12 protein-coding genes are annotated in these 13,824 nt (G+C 68.3%); 2 read left to right on the top strand and 10 right to left on the bottom strand.

From position 1 onward, the window contains the following. Positions 1 to 76: 76 nt before the first annotated feature. The 4 genes from AC3A6P_RS26580 to AC3A6P_RS26565 form a co-directional block, all read right to left on the bottom strand. Positions 77 to 601: a hypothetical protein gene (locus AC3A6P_RS26580; RefSeq protein WP_487695182.1), complete on the bottom strand. Its 525-nt coding sequence runs from the start codon at positions 599 to 601 to the stop codon at positions 77 to 79. A 39-nt stretch (positions 602 to 640) separates the two neighbouring features. Next, entirely contained in the window at positions 641 to 1,033 is a 393-nt protein-coding gene (locus AC3A6P_RS26575; protein ID WP_487695063.1) for a DUF4267 domain-containing protein, read from the bottom strand. Positions 1,034 to 1,071: 38 nt separating this feature from the next. Further along, the gene (locus AC3A6P_RS26570; protein ID WP_487695061.1) at positions 1,072 to 1,896 is read right to left on the bottom strand and encodes a putative hydro-lyase; all 825 of its coding nucleotides are present in this window, start codon (positions 1,894 to 1,896) and stop codon (positions 1,072 to 1,074) included. Between the two features lie 100 nt (positions 1,897 to 1,996). After that, positions 1,997 to 4,366, bottom strand: coding sequence for a Tex family protein (locus AC3A6P_RS26565; RefSeq protein WP_487695059.1), 2,370 nt, complete (start codon positions 4,364 to 4,366; stop codon positions 1,997 to 1,999). A gap of 122 nt (positions 4,367 to 4,488) precedes the next feature. Between AC3A6P_RS26565 and AC3A6P_RS26560 the strand changes: the two genes are divergently transcribed. Next, positions 4,489 to 4,788, top strand: coding sequence for a DUF4193 domain-containing protein (locus tag AC3A6P_RS26560; protein ID WP_487695058.1), 300 nt, complete (start codon positions 4,489 to 4,491; stop codon positions 4,786 to 4,788). Positions 4,789 to 4,829: 41 nt separating this feature from the next. On the opposite strand, the gene AC3A6P_RS26555 is transcribed toward AC3A6P_RS26560, so the two are convergent. The 4 genes from AC3A6P_RS26555 to AC3A6P_RS26540 all read right to left on the bottom strand — a co-directional run bounded on the left by AC3A6P_RS26555 (position 4,830) and on the right by AC3A6P_RS26540 (position 11,354). After that, positions 4,830 to 5,774, bottom strand: a complete 945-nt coding sequence (locus tag AC3A6P_RS26555) for an NAD(P)H-dependent flavin oxidoreductase (RefSeq protein WP_487695056.1) — start codon at positions 5,772 to 5,774, stop codon at positions 4,830 to 4,832. Continuing rightward, the gene (locus AC3A6P_RS26550; protein ID WP_487695054.1) at positions 5,771 to 7,051 is read right to left on the bottom strand and encodes an acyltransferase family protein; all 1,281 of its coding nucleotides are present in this window, start codon (positions 7,049 to 7,051) and stop codon (positions 5,771 to 5,773) included. Before AC3A6P_RS26550 ends, AC3A6P_RS26555 begins: the two co-directional genes overlap by 4 nt. Before the next feature lie 78 nt (positions 7,052 to 7,129). After that, a complete protein-coding gene (locus AC3A6P_RS26545; RefSeq protein ID WP_487695053.1) occupies positions 7,130 to 8,899 on the bottom strand; it encodes a putative bifunctional diguanylate cyclase/phosphodiesterase in 1,770 nt (589 codons plus the stop codon). Between the two features lie 217 nt (positions 8,900 to 9,116). After that, positions 9,117 to 11,354 carry an NADP-dependent isocitrate dehydrogenase gene (locus AC3A6P_RS26540; protein WP_487695052.1) on the bottom strand — a complete coding sequence of 746 codons (2,238 nt, stop codon included), beginning with the start codon at positions 11,352 to 11,354 and terminating at the stop codon, positions 9,117 to 9,119. Between the two features lie 226 nt (positions 11,355 to 11,580). Between AC3A6P_RS26540 and AC3A6P_RS26535 the strand changes: the two genes are divergently transcribed. After that, complete coding sequence (locus AC3A6P_RS26535) at positions 11,581 to 12,366, top strand: endo alpha-1,4 polygalactosaminidase (RefSeq protein ID WP_487695050.1); 786 nt, start codon at positions 11,581 to 11,583, stop codon at positions 12,364 to 12,366. A gap of 7 nt (positions 12,367 to 12,373) precedes the next feature. Here AC3A6P_RS26535 and AC3A6P_RS26530 read toward each other — a convergent pair whose 3' ends face one another. Further along, positions 12,374 to 13,477 carry a spore photoproduct lyase family protein gene (locus tag AC3A6P_RS26530; protein ID WP_487695048.1) on the bottom strand — a complete coding sequence of 368 codons (1,104 nt, stop codon included), beginning with the start codon at positions 13,475 to 13,477 and terminating at the stop codon, positions 12,374 to 12,376. After that, positions 13,474 to 13,767 carry a DUF4235 domain-containing protein gene (locus tag AC3A6P_RS26525; protein WP_487695047.1) on the bottom strand — a complete coding sequence of 98 codons (294 nt, stop codon included), beginning with the start codon at positions 13,765 to 13,767 and terminating at the stop codon, positions 13,474 to 13,476. The genes AC3A6P_RS26530 and AC3A6P_RS26525 overlap by 4 nt, the downstream gene beginning before the upstream one ends. Positions 13,768 to 13,824 lie beyond the last annotated feature (57 nt).

The raw sequence follows: 13,824 nt of genomic DNA, 5'->3' as shown, positions 1-13,824 counted from the left end.
TGAGTTCAGGGGGCGGACCACGTCCGGGTCCGAACAGGGATGCGCCGCGCCGGACGACGACGCGGTGTGGCGGCAGCTAGCCGCAGCAGGCTGCGAGGGGCGGCGGGGCGCGCATGCCGAGTCCGGATCGCAGCAGCACCGGCCGCGCCACCAGCACGGGCCGGGCGCTTGCTGTGCGCGGCAACCGGGGCCGGCCGCGATGGAGAACGATCAGGCGCAGCCAGCACAGCACCGACCCGCAAACGGCGTAGAGGTACTCGGCGAGGGCGATCAGCGCGGCCAGCCCGACGGAGGCCAGCAGATGTGCGCTCAGCATCGGAAGCGACGCAGCGGCGCCGTGCCCGCCGTGGTGCGCGCCGGCGGCCAGCGTCAGGTGGCCGATCGCCTGAGCCAGACCCAGCGCGGCGGTCACGGTGAGGACCTCCGCGGCGCGACCTTCGACCCGGACGGTACTGACGGCTGCGCCGACGGTTCCGCACAACAGGGCCAGCAGAAGCACCGGGGTGCCCAGCACGCTGCCGCCCGCGGCGGCGTGCGCGGCGGCCGTCACCAGCGCCGAACAGGCACCGACCAGCGTCCCGCGCAGGGCACCGGCCGACATGCTCACGGCCCGAACCTTACTCCGGTACTACTACAACGCCTAGTAGTCCTGAGCGAGGGCGGGCGCTCGACCGCGCAGCGCCCCCCACAGACCAACACCGATCCCCACTGCGGCACCGCCGAGGCCGATGACCCGCTGGCCGCGCGTGAGATCGCGGTGCACGCTCAGCCCGCCGAGCAGATCGGCAGCGTCGGCTCCCCCGGAAGCCAGGAACCAGCCCCGGGTGTCACGTCCGCGCACCGCCGCGGCCAGCAGCAGTCCGCCGATCAGGGCATCGCGATACCCCATCGAGCGCAGCAGCAGGCGCGCCGAGGGTCCGGGGTCGTCGGGTTCACCCCACAAGCGGTTGGCCCGCAGCGGGTCCACCAGAAAGGAGACCCCCGAGGCCAGGCGGATGCTGCCGGCCGCCACCGCGGCGCGATCGATCGACATGGCTGGCAGCGTAGAGCGCCGCACCGGTCGCGACCCCACTAATGAGGGGACTGCTCCGACAGCTCGAACCTGCGGTGAGTCAGATCGGTGACGAACATGTGGCCGGGCATGTGGAAGATCGCCAGTTCAGGTCGGGCTCGCTGGATCACCACCTGCGGTGTCACGCCGCACGCCCAGAACACCGGTGTCTCGTTGTCGCGCAACCGGACTGCATCACCGAAGTCCGGCCGGTCGAGGTCGGTGATGCCCAGCGCCTCCGGCTCCCCGATGTGCAGGGGCCTGCCGTGCATCGCGGGGAACCGCGACGTCACCGCCGCCGCCCGGTGTGCGGCGCCGGGTGAGTAGGGGCGCATGGACACCACCATCGGCCCGGCGAACGGCCCCACCGGCACACACGGCCGGTTGGTGATGTACATCGGGACGTTGACATCCTGCAGCTGGTGCGCCACCGGGAGGTCGGCTGCGGCCAGGGCCCATTCGAAGGTGAAGGAGCAGCCGAGCAGGAACGCCACCAGGTCCGCCCGCCAGTACCGGGTGATGTCGGTGGGTTCGTCCACCAGTTGGCCGTGCCGGAACACGCGGTACCGCGGCAGGTCGGTGCGCAGATCGGCACCGGGCGCGGCGAATGTCGGTTCCGGCGAACCCACCTCGGTGATGTCGAGCAGCGGGCACGACTGCCGGTTGACCACACAGAACCGCAGGAATTCGACGGCGTCATGACGCGGCAGCACCACCAGATTGGCCTGCGCGAAGCCTGCGGCCAACCCGCTGGTGTGCCCGGTGAATTCACCGCGGCGAATGACCGCCCGCGCGGCGGCCGGCGAGTCGGCCGCGGCGTGGAGTTCCACCAATCCGGTGCTCATGGATAGGTGGCTACCCCCGGCGTGCCGGCGGGTAACGCCGCGCGCCTTCGCGAAACACACTCCTAACGGCCGTTAAGACCGCCGTAACCGCGCCGTTGTGCTACTTTCCGAAACCGGCTTTGCGCAGCGCGTCGGCCATCGAACCGGCCGGCTGAGTCGACTCTCGCCGGCCGGAGTTCTTGTTGCGGTTCTGGTTTCGTTGCTGCGCGGCGCGGTTCTGGTTTCCACCGTCGCGCCGGGGTGCACCGCCGGGCCGCTCGTTTTTCTTGCTCTTGTCGGCCTGTGGGGTGTCGTTGAGCCGCAAGGTCAGCCCGATGCGCTGACGCTCGACGTCGACCTCGAGTACCTTGACCCGCACCACCTGACCCGAGCGCACCACCTCGTGCGGGTCGGAGACGAAACGATCGGCCATCGCCGAGACGTGGACCAGGCCGTCCTGGTGCACGCCCACATCCACGAACGCTCCGAACGCGGCGACGTTGGTGACCACACCTTCGAGCACCATGCCCACCTTGAGGTCGGCGACCTTCTCGACTCCGGCGGCGAACGTCGCGGTGGTGAACGCCGGCCGTGGGTCACGGCCCGGCTTCTCCAGTTCGCCCAGGATGTCGGTGACGGTGGGGATACCGAACCGGTCGTCGGCGAACTCGGCGGGACGCAGCGCACGCAGGGTCCGCTCGTTGCCGATGAGTTCGGCCAGCGTGATCCCGGAGCGGTCCAGGATGCGGCGCACCACCGGATACGCCTCGGGGTGCACTCCCGACTCATCCAGCGGGTCGTCCCCGCCGCGGATCCGCAGGAAGCCGGCGCACTGCTCAAAGGCCTTGGGGCCCAACCGCGGAACATCCAGCAGCGCCTTGCGGTTGCGGAAGGCGCCGGCTTTGTCACGGTAGGCGACGATGGCCTCGGCCAATGATTCGGTGACACCGGAGACCCGCGACAGCAGCGGCACCGAGGCGGTGTTGAGGTCCACCCCCACCGCATTCACCGCATCCTCGACCACGGCATCGAGGCTGCGCGCGAGCGTTCCCGGCGTCACGTCGTGCTGATACTGCCCGACGCCGATGGATTTGGGCTCGATCTTGACCAGTTCGGCGAGCGGATCCTGCAGGCGGCGGGCGATCGAGACCGCACCCCGCAGGGTCACATCCAGTGCGGGTAATTCGCGGGCAGCGTACGCCGAGGCCGAATATACCGAGGCGCCCGCCTCACTGACCATCGCCTTGGCCGGCGCCTCGGCGCCACTGGCTCGGATATCGGCGATCAGCTCGGTGGCCAGGGCGTCGGTTTCGCGGGACGCCGTGCCGTTTCCGACGGCGATCAGGTCGACACCGTGGCGCGCCACCAGCGCGGCGAGCGTGGCTTTGGCCTGGTCCCACTGTTTCTGCGGCTGGTGCGGATAGATGGCACAGGTGTCGACCACCTTGCCGGTGCTGTCGACGACAGCCACCTTCACACCGGTACGGAAACCCGGATCCAGGCCCAGGGTGGTGCGGTTACCCGCCGGAGCCGCCAGGAGCAGGTCTTTGAGGTTCTTGGCGAACACCGCCACCGCGTCTTCCTCGGCCCGCTGGCGCAACCTCAGGCGGGCGTCAACCGAGGCGCCGACCACCAGTTTGGTGCGCCAGGCCCAGCCCACGGTGGCGGCGAGCCACGGCGTGGCCGCGGTCTTGGCCGTCATGTCGATGCCCAGGGTCTGGGCGATCATGTACTGGTAGGCATCGTCGTCGCCGCCGTCGAAGCGGAGCGACAGTGCTTCTTCTTTTTCACCGCGCAGCACTGCGAGCACCCGGTGCGACGGCATGGATTCCAGCGGTTCGGAGAAGTCGAAGTAGTCGCGGAACTTCTGCGCGGCAGGGCTTTTCGCGGCTTCCTCCGACCACGGCACGGTGCGCAGCGACCCGTCGGCCCAGAACTTCTCACGCACCGCGCCCACCAGTTCGGCGTCTTCGGCGGCCCGCTCCACCAGGATGGCCCGGGCACCCTCCAGAGCCTTGGCGGCGTCTTCGACTTCTGCGTTGACGAATTCGGCGGCCACCTGTTCCGGCGACAGTGTGGGGTCGGCCAGCAGACGGTCGGCCAGCGGTTCCAGCCCGGCTTCGCGTGCGATCTGCGCCTTGGTGCGACGCTTCGGCTTGAACGGCAGATAGATGTCTTCGACGCGGGCCTTGGTGTCGGCGCTCATCAGCGCCGACCGCAGCTCGTCGGTCAGTTTGCCCTGCTCGTCGATGGAGGCCAACACCGCCGCCCGGCGCTCGTCGAGCTCACGCAGGTAACGCAGCCGCTCCTCGAGTGTGCGCAGCTGCCCGTCATCGAGGCTGCCGGTGACTTCCTTGCGGTAGCGGGCGATGAACGGCACCGTCGATCCCTCGTCGAGCAGCTGCACCGCGGCCGCGACCTGGCCTTCACGAACAGCCAGTTCCTCAGCCAGACGGGCATTTACAGTCTTGACGGTTGCACTTGTTGTCACGCCGAGACCCTACCGAACCGGGCTGACAACCCGTGACACCCAGTCGGGGGCGTGCCGCCGGGAACACTGCGGCGGGCATCGGCGTTGTGCAGTCGCCAACACCAAATCTGGAAAGGATTTCGATGGCTACTGACTACGACGCACCTCGCAAGTCCGAGTCCGAGGACACCGAGGTCGAATCACTGGAGGCGCTGGCAGGCCGGCGCAACGACGCGGCCACGGCCGTCCTGGATGTCGACGACGGCGAGGATCTCGAGGGTTTCGAGCTTCCCGGCGCTGATCTCTCGGGTGAGGAACTGACCGTCCGGGTGCTGCCCAAGCAGGCCGACGAGTTCACCTGCTCGAGCTGCTTCATGGTCCAGCACCGGCATCGGCTGGCCCGTCAGGTCGGCGACAAGCTGGTGTGCGAAGACTGCGCCTGAGCCGGCGCTGATTCACCCGCCGATCGCCCGCAGCACGCTGATCACCACCGGTCCAGCAGCCTGCGGGCGTCGGCGCTCAGCTCGTCGATGACCTCGGCCGCCGTCCGCACCGAGCGCACCATCCCGACACCCTGACCGGCGTTCACACCCACCGCGGGCGTCATCGCGCCGGTGAACTTCGCGCGGGCCTCGCTGTCTGCGGCGAGTTCGCCTTCTCGGCCGTCCCACGCGCCGAACAGCGGGTCGCGAATCACCCGCTCGGGCAGCCCGGCCGGCCATCGATAGCCTTGCGCGATGTCGAACACCCGGGTGACGACGGTGTCGGTGCCGTCGGCGGCCAGGATCACCCGCCGCGCAGGTTCGGGAGTCAACGTCTCCGCACACGCCGCGAACGCGGTGCCGATCCACGCCCCGGCCGCCCCCGCGGCCAGCACGGCAGCCAGCGCCCGCCCGGACGATATGCCGCCGGCCGCCAGAACCGGAACGGCCACCGCATCGAGCGTCTCCGCCAGCAAGGGCAGGGTGCCCACCCGCGGCGCCCCGTGGCCGCCGCCTTCGGCACCGCGCGCGATCAGCACATCCACCCCGGCGTCCGCCGCATGCCGCGCCGACTGCACGTCACTGATCTGAGCAGCGGCCAGTACCCCCGCGTCCTGCGCGTGACGAACCCAGGTGAAGTCGTCGCCGAAGCTCACCGACAGCAGAACCGGCCGGGCCGCCAAAGCGGTGGTGAGCAGCTGCGGCTGCTGCCGCATCACCCAATCCACCAGCCCGATACCGAACGGGTGTCCGAGCCCGGCCAGTGGGCGCAGCTCAGCCTGCAGGCGCTCGACCGTTCCGGCGCTGCCCATCCCGACCATGCCGAGCCCACCCGCCCGCGACACCGCCGCGGCGAGCGCCCCACCGGCGGCCCCGCCCATCGGCGCGTTCACGATCGGCACCCGCAGGCCCAGCGAGTGCGACCAGTCGGTGGACAGCGCGGTCATGAGCTGCAGATCCGCGCCGCCAGCGCTGCTGCAAGGAACGCGGCCAGCGCCGACCAGCCCGTCACATCGGCCAGGCCGTTCTTGGCGAGCAGCACCAGCAGCACACCGGCGAGACAGATCAGCGCGCCGGCGGCGGCAGACCTGACCCCGGTGGCGCGGGCGGGCGTGTCCCACCACGGCAGCGGCCGGTGCTCCAGCGGTGACAGCAGCTGGAACAGCACGGCCATGACCACCGCGAACACCACCGCACGCAGCGCCAGCAGTCCCCAGAATCCGGGTGCCTCGACGTCGTAGGCGTCGAGTCCCACCGCGTGCAGCGAGAACGCCGCGATCGCGATCGCCGGGATGTGCCACAGGTAGAGCGTCATCGCGCCGGCATTACCCACCGCGACGGCCCGCCAGACCCGTGGCCGCGCCGCCCACCGATTCAAGGCGCCCGCCGCGGTGATGAAGAGGAACGACATCCAGGTGCAGTGCAGGCCCAGCAGCAGCGTCGGCGGTGTCACGTTGGAGGTGTGCTCCGCGCCGGTCACCACCAGAGCCACCTCGTAGGGGCCGAAGACCGCGAGCGCCACCTGCGCGGCGAAGGCAACGGCGGCCGCGGCGAATGCGGCCCGCGGGCCGATCAACCGACGGGCATACGCGACCCCGACGACCACCGGGATCAACCACACGAACAGGAAGTTGGGCACACCGGCCATGGGTTCACCGGAGCTGAACCGGATCATGTCGGTGACCATCGCGGCCACCAGCAGAGCCAGCACCAGGCCGGCGGCGGTGCGCCAGGACCGCAGGTGCGTCAGGGCCGGCACGAAGGCCAGCACCACCAGATACACCCCGAGGAACCACAGCAACGCCACCGATTCGCGGCCCAGCGCGTCGGCCGAGTCAGGGCCCAGGACCAGGCGGGCCACCATCAGCGCAGCGACCCAGAACGCCAGGTACCAGAACGCCGGGCGGCACAGTCGTTGTGCGCGGGTGACTAACCACGAGCCCCACGCCGATCCGGGGTGCCACCCGTAGGCCCCGGCTGCGCCGCCGGCCAGGAAGAACAGCGGCATGATCTGCACCACCCAGGTGATGGGTGCGATCGCGGGCAGCGCCCCCAGCAGGTTGCCGATGCGCACCCCGCTGTCGTCGATGGTGGATAACAGCAGCGCGCAGTGGCCGAACATGACCACAAGTAGTGCGCCGAGCCGGGCGACGTCGACAGCGCGGTCGCGGTCCCGCTTGGCCGGCGTGCCGGCGGTCTGTGCGGTGGTGTCGGTCAAGGGCATGGTTTCAGCATGGCGGCCGCCGGCGCCGGGCGGTTGAGTAGGACTACGCGATTTGTCCTGGTGTTCGCTCACGCCGGTTCACCCGATCATCAGGCGGTCGACCAGATGCTGACGCTGCTGGGGGCGGCCGAAGAAGAAGCCCTGCGCCATGGCGAACCCGACACCTTGCAGCGCGGTGGCCTGCAGCTCGGTTTCGACTCCTTCGATGATCACGGGTAGGTCCAGCGCCCGTGCCATCGCGGCGATGCCCTGCAGCAGCGCCGGTGGCGCGCTGCCGGGGTCCAGTGCGGTCCGTGCGGTGAAGGACGCGTCGAGCTTGAGCAGGTCGATCGGCAGGGTCTGCAACCGGCTCAACGTCGAGTACCCGGTGCCGAAATCGTCCATCGCGACCCGGATGCCGTGCCCCCGCAGTTCACGTAAGGCCGCCTCCGAAGCGGGTGTGTCGACGTCCACCACGCTTTCGGTGACCTCGAGGACCAGCTGCTCGGCGGGCCAGCCCGTCGCTGCCAGGATCTCGGAAACCGTTGCAGCATAGCCCTTTTCGATCAGTTCCAGACCGGACACGTTGACCGTAAGGGTCAGGGGCACACCGTTGCGCTGCTGCTGCATCCACTGCACGTCCATGCAGGCGCGCCGCAGCACGAATCGGTCCAGCGTTGCGATCAGATTGCTGTTCTCGGCCACGGCGATCACCTCCGCGATCGCCAGGTCGGGCCGGGTGGGTGATTCCCAGCGCGCCAGCGCCTCCACTCCGACGATCTGGTGTCCGTCGGCCAGGCTCACGATGGGCTGATACAGCACGTCGACGGCGTTGGCCGCGATCGCTTCGGCCAATTCGGCAGCCAGCGAGGGCAGGCTCGGCGATTCCAGGACGGTGCGGTTGGGGCCCCCGCGTTTGGCCCGGCGCAATGCCACGTCAGCGCGATGCAGCACCGCCACGGTGGCGTCACCGGGTTGCCAGGTGGTCACCCCCGCCGAGCAGTCCGTCGACGTCATCGTCCGCATCTGGTGGCTCAACGCGACCCCGTCGTTCTCGCCGGCTGCGGTGAGCAGAACGGCGAACTCGTCGTCGCCCAGCCGCGCCAGGACGTGCTCGGGACTCAGCGCACCGCGCCACGACTCGACGGTGTTGCGGATCAGCTGATCGCCGGCCTGGTGCCCGAGTCGGTCGTCGATGTCGTCGAAAACCTCGATGCGCAACAGCACCACGGTGGGTCGTGGGCCGCCGGCATGTGCGCGGTCGATTTCCTGGCCGAGCAACCGATCGAAACCCTGCCGGTTGGGCAGACCGGTCACCACATCGCGCTCGGATCGGGACACCAGTTGGCCGAGGCTGGCTATCACCGCTCCCATGACGATCGCGGTGCTGGCGGCAATCAGCGGCGACCACCACGGCACCTGCGGTTCAGCGTTCAGCGCCAGGATGCAGCACACCACTGCAAGGCACAGGTTTGCCACCGCTTGTGGCCACGGCAGGAAGAACGCGACAAAGGCCACGAACGCATACAGCGTGGCAAACGAGATCGTGACCGGCGCCGTCGCGGCCAGGTGCACCACCGCGGTGATCGCGGCGATGGCAATCAAGACGAGGACCTGGAATTGCCACGACCGCATTCGTGGGCCCAACATCCACGCGGCGCTGCCGCCCACCAGCACTGTCGCGGCGATGGCGTGAACCACGCCGACCATCTGGAAGTTCGACGGTTCCAGCAGGGCGAGCAACGTCACCATGACACCGCCGAAGATCAGCAGCGCCCCGGCCACCCGCGCTTCCAACGTGGGCGTCGCAATGCCCGGCCAGCGCCGCGCACCTCTGACCTTGCGCTGCAGCGCCTCAACCCGCCCCACTGTGTGATCGTAGCCTGGCAAACACATCAAGCGCCGACACAACGTTGAATCCAACGACAGTGACGTCGGATCCGGCGAGTGTCGGCGCCTGATGACCCCGGTCAGCTCTTCGCCGCCTCCAGCGCTTCATCGCAACGCGCTACCCGGCGGCGAAAGAAACTACGCTTTCGCCGCCTCCAGCGCTTCATCGCAACGCGCTACCCGGCGGCGAAAGAAACTACGCTTTCGCCGCCTCCAGCGCGGTGTTAAACGTCTTGCTCGGCCGCATCACCGCGGCGGTCTTCTCCGGGTCCGGGTAGTAGTACCCGCCGATGTCAGCCGGCTTGCCCTGTACCGCGTTGAGCTCCCCGACGATGGCGGACTCGTTCTCGGCCAGTGACTTGGCCAGCGGCGCAAAGTGTTCGGCCAGCTCACTGTCCTCGGTCTGACCGGCGAGTTCCTGGGCCCAGTACAGCGCGAGGTAGAACTGGCTTCCCCGGTTGTCCAGCTCGCCGGCCTTGCGCGAGGGGCTCTTGTCGTTGTCCAGCAGCTTGCCGATCGCGGAGTCCAGCGTCTTGCCCAGCAGCGCGGCCTTCTGGTTACCCGACTTGGCACCCATGTCCTCGAAGCTGGCGCCGAGGGCCAGGAACTCACCGAGGGAATCCCAGCGCAGGTGGTTCTCCTCGGTCAGCTGGCTGACGTGCTTGGGCGCCGAGCCACCCGCGCCGGTCTCGTACATGCCGCCACCGGCCATCAGGGGAACGATGGACAGCATCTTGGCGCTGGTACCGAGTTCCAGGATGGGGAACAGGTCGGTGAGGTAGTCACGCAGGATGTTGCCGGTGACCGCGATGGTGTCCTGTCCGCGGATCACCCGCTCGAGCGTGTATCGCATGGCCCAGACCTGCGGCAGGATCGTGATGTCGAGGCCTTCGGTGTCCTCCTCGGCGAGGTACTTCTTGACCAGCTTGCGCAGTTCGTTTTCGTGGGGCCGCTCGTCGTCGAGCCAGAACACCGTGGTCATACCCGACTGACGAGCCCGGTTGACCGCGAGCTTGACCCAGTCCCGGATGGCGGCGTCCTTGACGATCGGCATGCGCCAGATGTCACCGGTCTCGACGTTCTGGCTCAGCAGCACCTCGCCGGTGTCGACGTCGACGATGTTGGCCACCCCGTCCTCGGGGATCTCGAAGGTCTTGTCGTGGCTGCCGTACTCTTCGGCCTTCTGCGCCATCAGGCCGACGTTGGGCACGGTTCCCATGGTGGTCGGGTCGAACTGGCCGTGGGTCTTGCAGAAGTTGATGATCTCCTGGTAGATCCGCGAGAACGTGGATTCGGGGTTGACGGCCTTGGTGTCCTTGGTGCGGCCGTCGGCGCCGTACATCTTGCCGCCGAGCCGGATCATGGCCGGCATCGAGGCGTCGACGATCACGTCGCTGGGCGAGTGGAAATTGGTGATGCCGCGGGCGGAGTCCACCATGGCGAGTTCGGGCCGGTGCTCGTGGCAGGCATGGATGTCGTTGATGATCTCTTCGCGCTGCGAGGCGGGCAGGGATTCGATCTTGTCGTAGAGATCGGACATGCCGTTGTTGACGTTGACACCCAGCTCCTCGAAGAGCTTGGCGTGTTTAGCGAAGGCGTCCTTGTAGAACACCTTGACCGCGTGGCCGAACACGATGGGGTGACTGACCTTCATCATGGTGGCCTTGACGTGCAGGGAGAACATCACGCCGGTCTTGTAGGCGTCCTCGATCTGCTCTTCGTAGAAGGCGATGAGCGCCTTCTTGCTCATGTACATGCTGTCGATGACGTCACCGGCGTCGAGCTTGACCTCGGGCTTCAGCACGAGGGTCTCGCCACTCTTGGTCTCGAGCACCATCTTGACCTTGCGGTCCTTGTCGACGGTCAGCGACTTCTCACCGTGGTAGAAGTCGCCGGTCTTCATGGTCGCGACGTGGGTGCGCGACGCCTGCGACCACTCCCCCATGCTGTGCGGGTGCTTCTTGGCGTACTCCTTGACGGCCTTGGGTGCGCGGCGGTCCGAGTTGCCTTGACGCAGAACAGGATTGACAGCGCTACCGAGAATCTTGGCGTAGCGCTCCTTGATCTTCTTCTCGTCGTCGTTCTTGGGCTCGCCCGGGTAGTCCGGCAGGTCGTAGCCCTTGGCCTTGAGCTCCTTGATCGCGGCCAGCAGCTGCGGCACCGACGCGCTGATGTTGGGCAGCTTGATGATGTTGGTCTCCGGCAGCAGCGTCAGTTCGCCCAGCTCGGCCAGGTTGTCCGGGACCTTCTGCTCGTCGGTCAGCCGGTCGCTGAACTCGGCCAGGATGCGCGCGGCCACCGAGATGTCACTGGACTTGACGTCGATACCCGCCGCGGAGGCGAAGGTGCGGATCACCGGGAGGAACGCATAGGTCGCAAGCAACGGCGCCTCGTCGGTCAGCGTGTAGATGATGGTCGGCTGCTCGGCGCTCATGATGTGTGTTCTCCCACGTCAGTCTTGGTCAGATGTCGGCGAAGCGTCCGCTTGTGGCGGCTGTTGACAAACCTATCGCAGCCGGTTGGCGGCCGGTGTCGCAGGAGGTCAGCCGCGGGGTTCGCATACCGCGATGCGGGACGGGACGTGTCCTCGGCGCCCATCATTTCCCCGCCACCTGCGGCGGTGGCGCCTCGGGCAGTCGGCCGGTACTACCGTGTCGGTCGTGAAACCGCTGGCCTTCCTCACCGTGCTGCTGGTCGCCGGTTGCGGCGGGGCGTCTGCCACGACGATCACGCTTCCGCCGATGGGCGGGGCACCCGATTATCAGCTGGGGTCGGCGTACCCGCCGGCGGGCCAGGTCTCGATCGTCGCGCGCGACCGCACCGCGCCGCCGGCCGGTGACTATGCGATCTGCTACCTCAACGCCTTCCAGACCCAGCCCGGCGAGCTGTCCGCCTGGCCTGATGAGGTGTTGCTGCGCTGGCCGGACGGCGCGCCTGTCCGCGATCCCGACTGGCCCGACGAAGTGCTACTCGATACCAGGACACCCGAGCAACGTGCCCGTATCGTCGGCGTGGTCGGTGGATGGATCGACGACTGCGCCGAAAAGGGTTATCAGGCTGTCGAATTCGACAACCTGGACACCTACACCCGGTCCGGTGGTGTGCTGCGCCGAGACGACGCCGCGGCGTTGGCCCGCGAGCTGGCCGGCCGCGCGCACAGTGCGGGACTGGCCGCGGCGCAGAAGAACGCCGCCGAGGACGCGGGGACATTCCGGGCGGCGGGCTTCGATTTCGCCGTCGCCGAGGAGTGCGCCGCCTACCGCGAGTGCGCCAGCTATACCGGCGCATACGGCGCCCACGTCATTGACATCGAGTACGTCGACAATCTGCCCCGAACGTTCGCCGAGATGTGCGCCGACGCCGGCACTCCGCCATCGGTGGTGCTACGCGACCGCGACCTGGTGGGCCCCTCGACGCCGGGTCACCACTTCCAGTTGTGCCCCTGAGGCGGGGTCACGTCCAATACAGCAGCCGCGCCATCGGCAGGGTCTCTCCGACCGCGGCGGTGAACCACCCGCGCAGCTCGGCCATGGTGTCGTTCGGATAGACGTACTTGGCAGAACCGAACTTGCCGAATTTCCTTGTCCGAGTGGCCTCGTCCATCTCGAGCTTTGTCCGTGGATACCAGCCCGTCAACACGTCCTTGCTGCCGGCGGTGAAGCGGTGCGTGATGCATTCGACGGTCAGGTCCAGATCCGCGACGTCTGCCAGGGCGTCGGCCACGGCGTGCAGCAACGCGCCGTAACCGTCGCGCCACTCGGGAACGGGCATGATCGGCGCGATGGTCAACCCGACCCGGTATCCGGCCGCGGCCAATCGCCGCAACGCCGTGATGCGCTGCGGCAGCCGCGCCGTCCCGCCCTCGAACCGCCCGGCGATGTCCTCGGCGTTCACCGAAACACGAACCCGGGTCCGGCCGCCGTGCGGCAGCCCGACCAGCGGGTCCACATTGTCGTATTTCGTGGTGAAGCGCAGCCCCACCGGACCGTCCCAGTGGTGCTCACCGAAGTGCGCGATCGTGGCCGACAGCGATCCGGTCAGGTGTTCGAGGGCCAGCGGGTCGGTGTAACAGGACGCCTCGAACGTGGTGCCCTCACCGGCGCGATCCGTCGATGCCGACGTGATCGCGCCCCGGCCCACGTGCTCGTCCAGCCCCGCCAGGATCTCGTCGAGGTTGGCATACACCCGGGTGATCGGCGGCCCGGACAACGAGCCCGCCAGATAGCAGTACTGGCAGTGACCCGGACACCCCTCGGCAAGGTCGACCCGCCAGTCCGCGCTCGGCGGGATGGGCTGCAAGCGTCGTTTCGACGGCGGCGCCACCACCACCGCGAGTGTGCGTTTGGCCAGCGCATAGGTGGCTCGCTCGTCGCCGGCCCGCAGGGACGGCAACCGGTCACCGGACAACAGCTCGATGTCCTCGACTCCCGCGGCCTCGCAGCGGGAGATGATCTGCGCGCCGAACGGCAGTGCGGCGGCGGACCGGGTCACCAGGACCCGGGCCGGTCGCCACAGAGTCGGGGGACGAGCTGCCGCGGTGAGCGGTTCAGAGGTCAACTACCGGGCCACTCACCGGTCGCCCGCTCGAACAGCCGGGCGCCCTGGCGGTCGATGATGGTCTTGACCACCGAGAAGATCGCCCCCTGGATGGCGGCCGCTAGCAGGATCTCCTTGAGCGGGTATTCGGTCTCCAGCGGTTTCGGCGGATCGGGCTTGTCGCCCGGCGACAGCCGCTTCCAGATCTGCTTGAAGATGACACCGGCGAGCAGGCCGCCGGTCATCGAGCTCACCAGGCCCACCGGCCGGTACAGCAGTTTGGCCGACGTACTCGATGGCTTCTCGCGCATTGAACTTCCTCCAGAGGGTGTCGAGTGAGTGCCGCGATGGAGCGAGTACCCACTTCG

The organism is Mycobacterium sp. Soil_C_30, assembly GCF_057656995.1.
The sequence above is the reverse complement of the archived record's forward strand: the minus strand, read 5'-3'. Positions and strand labels throughout refer to the sequence as shown.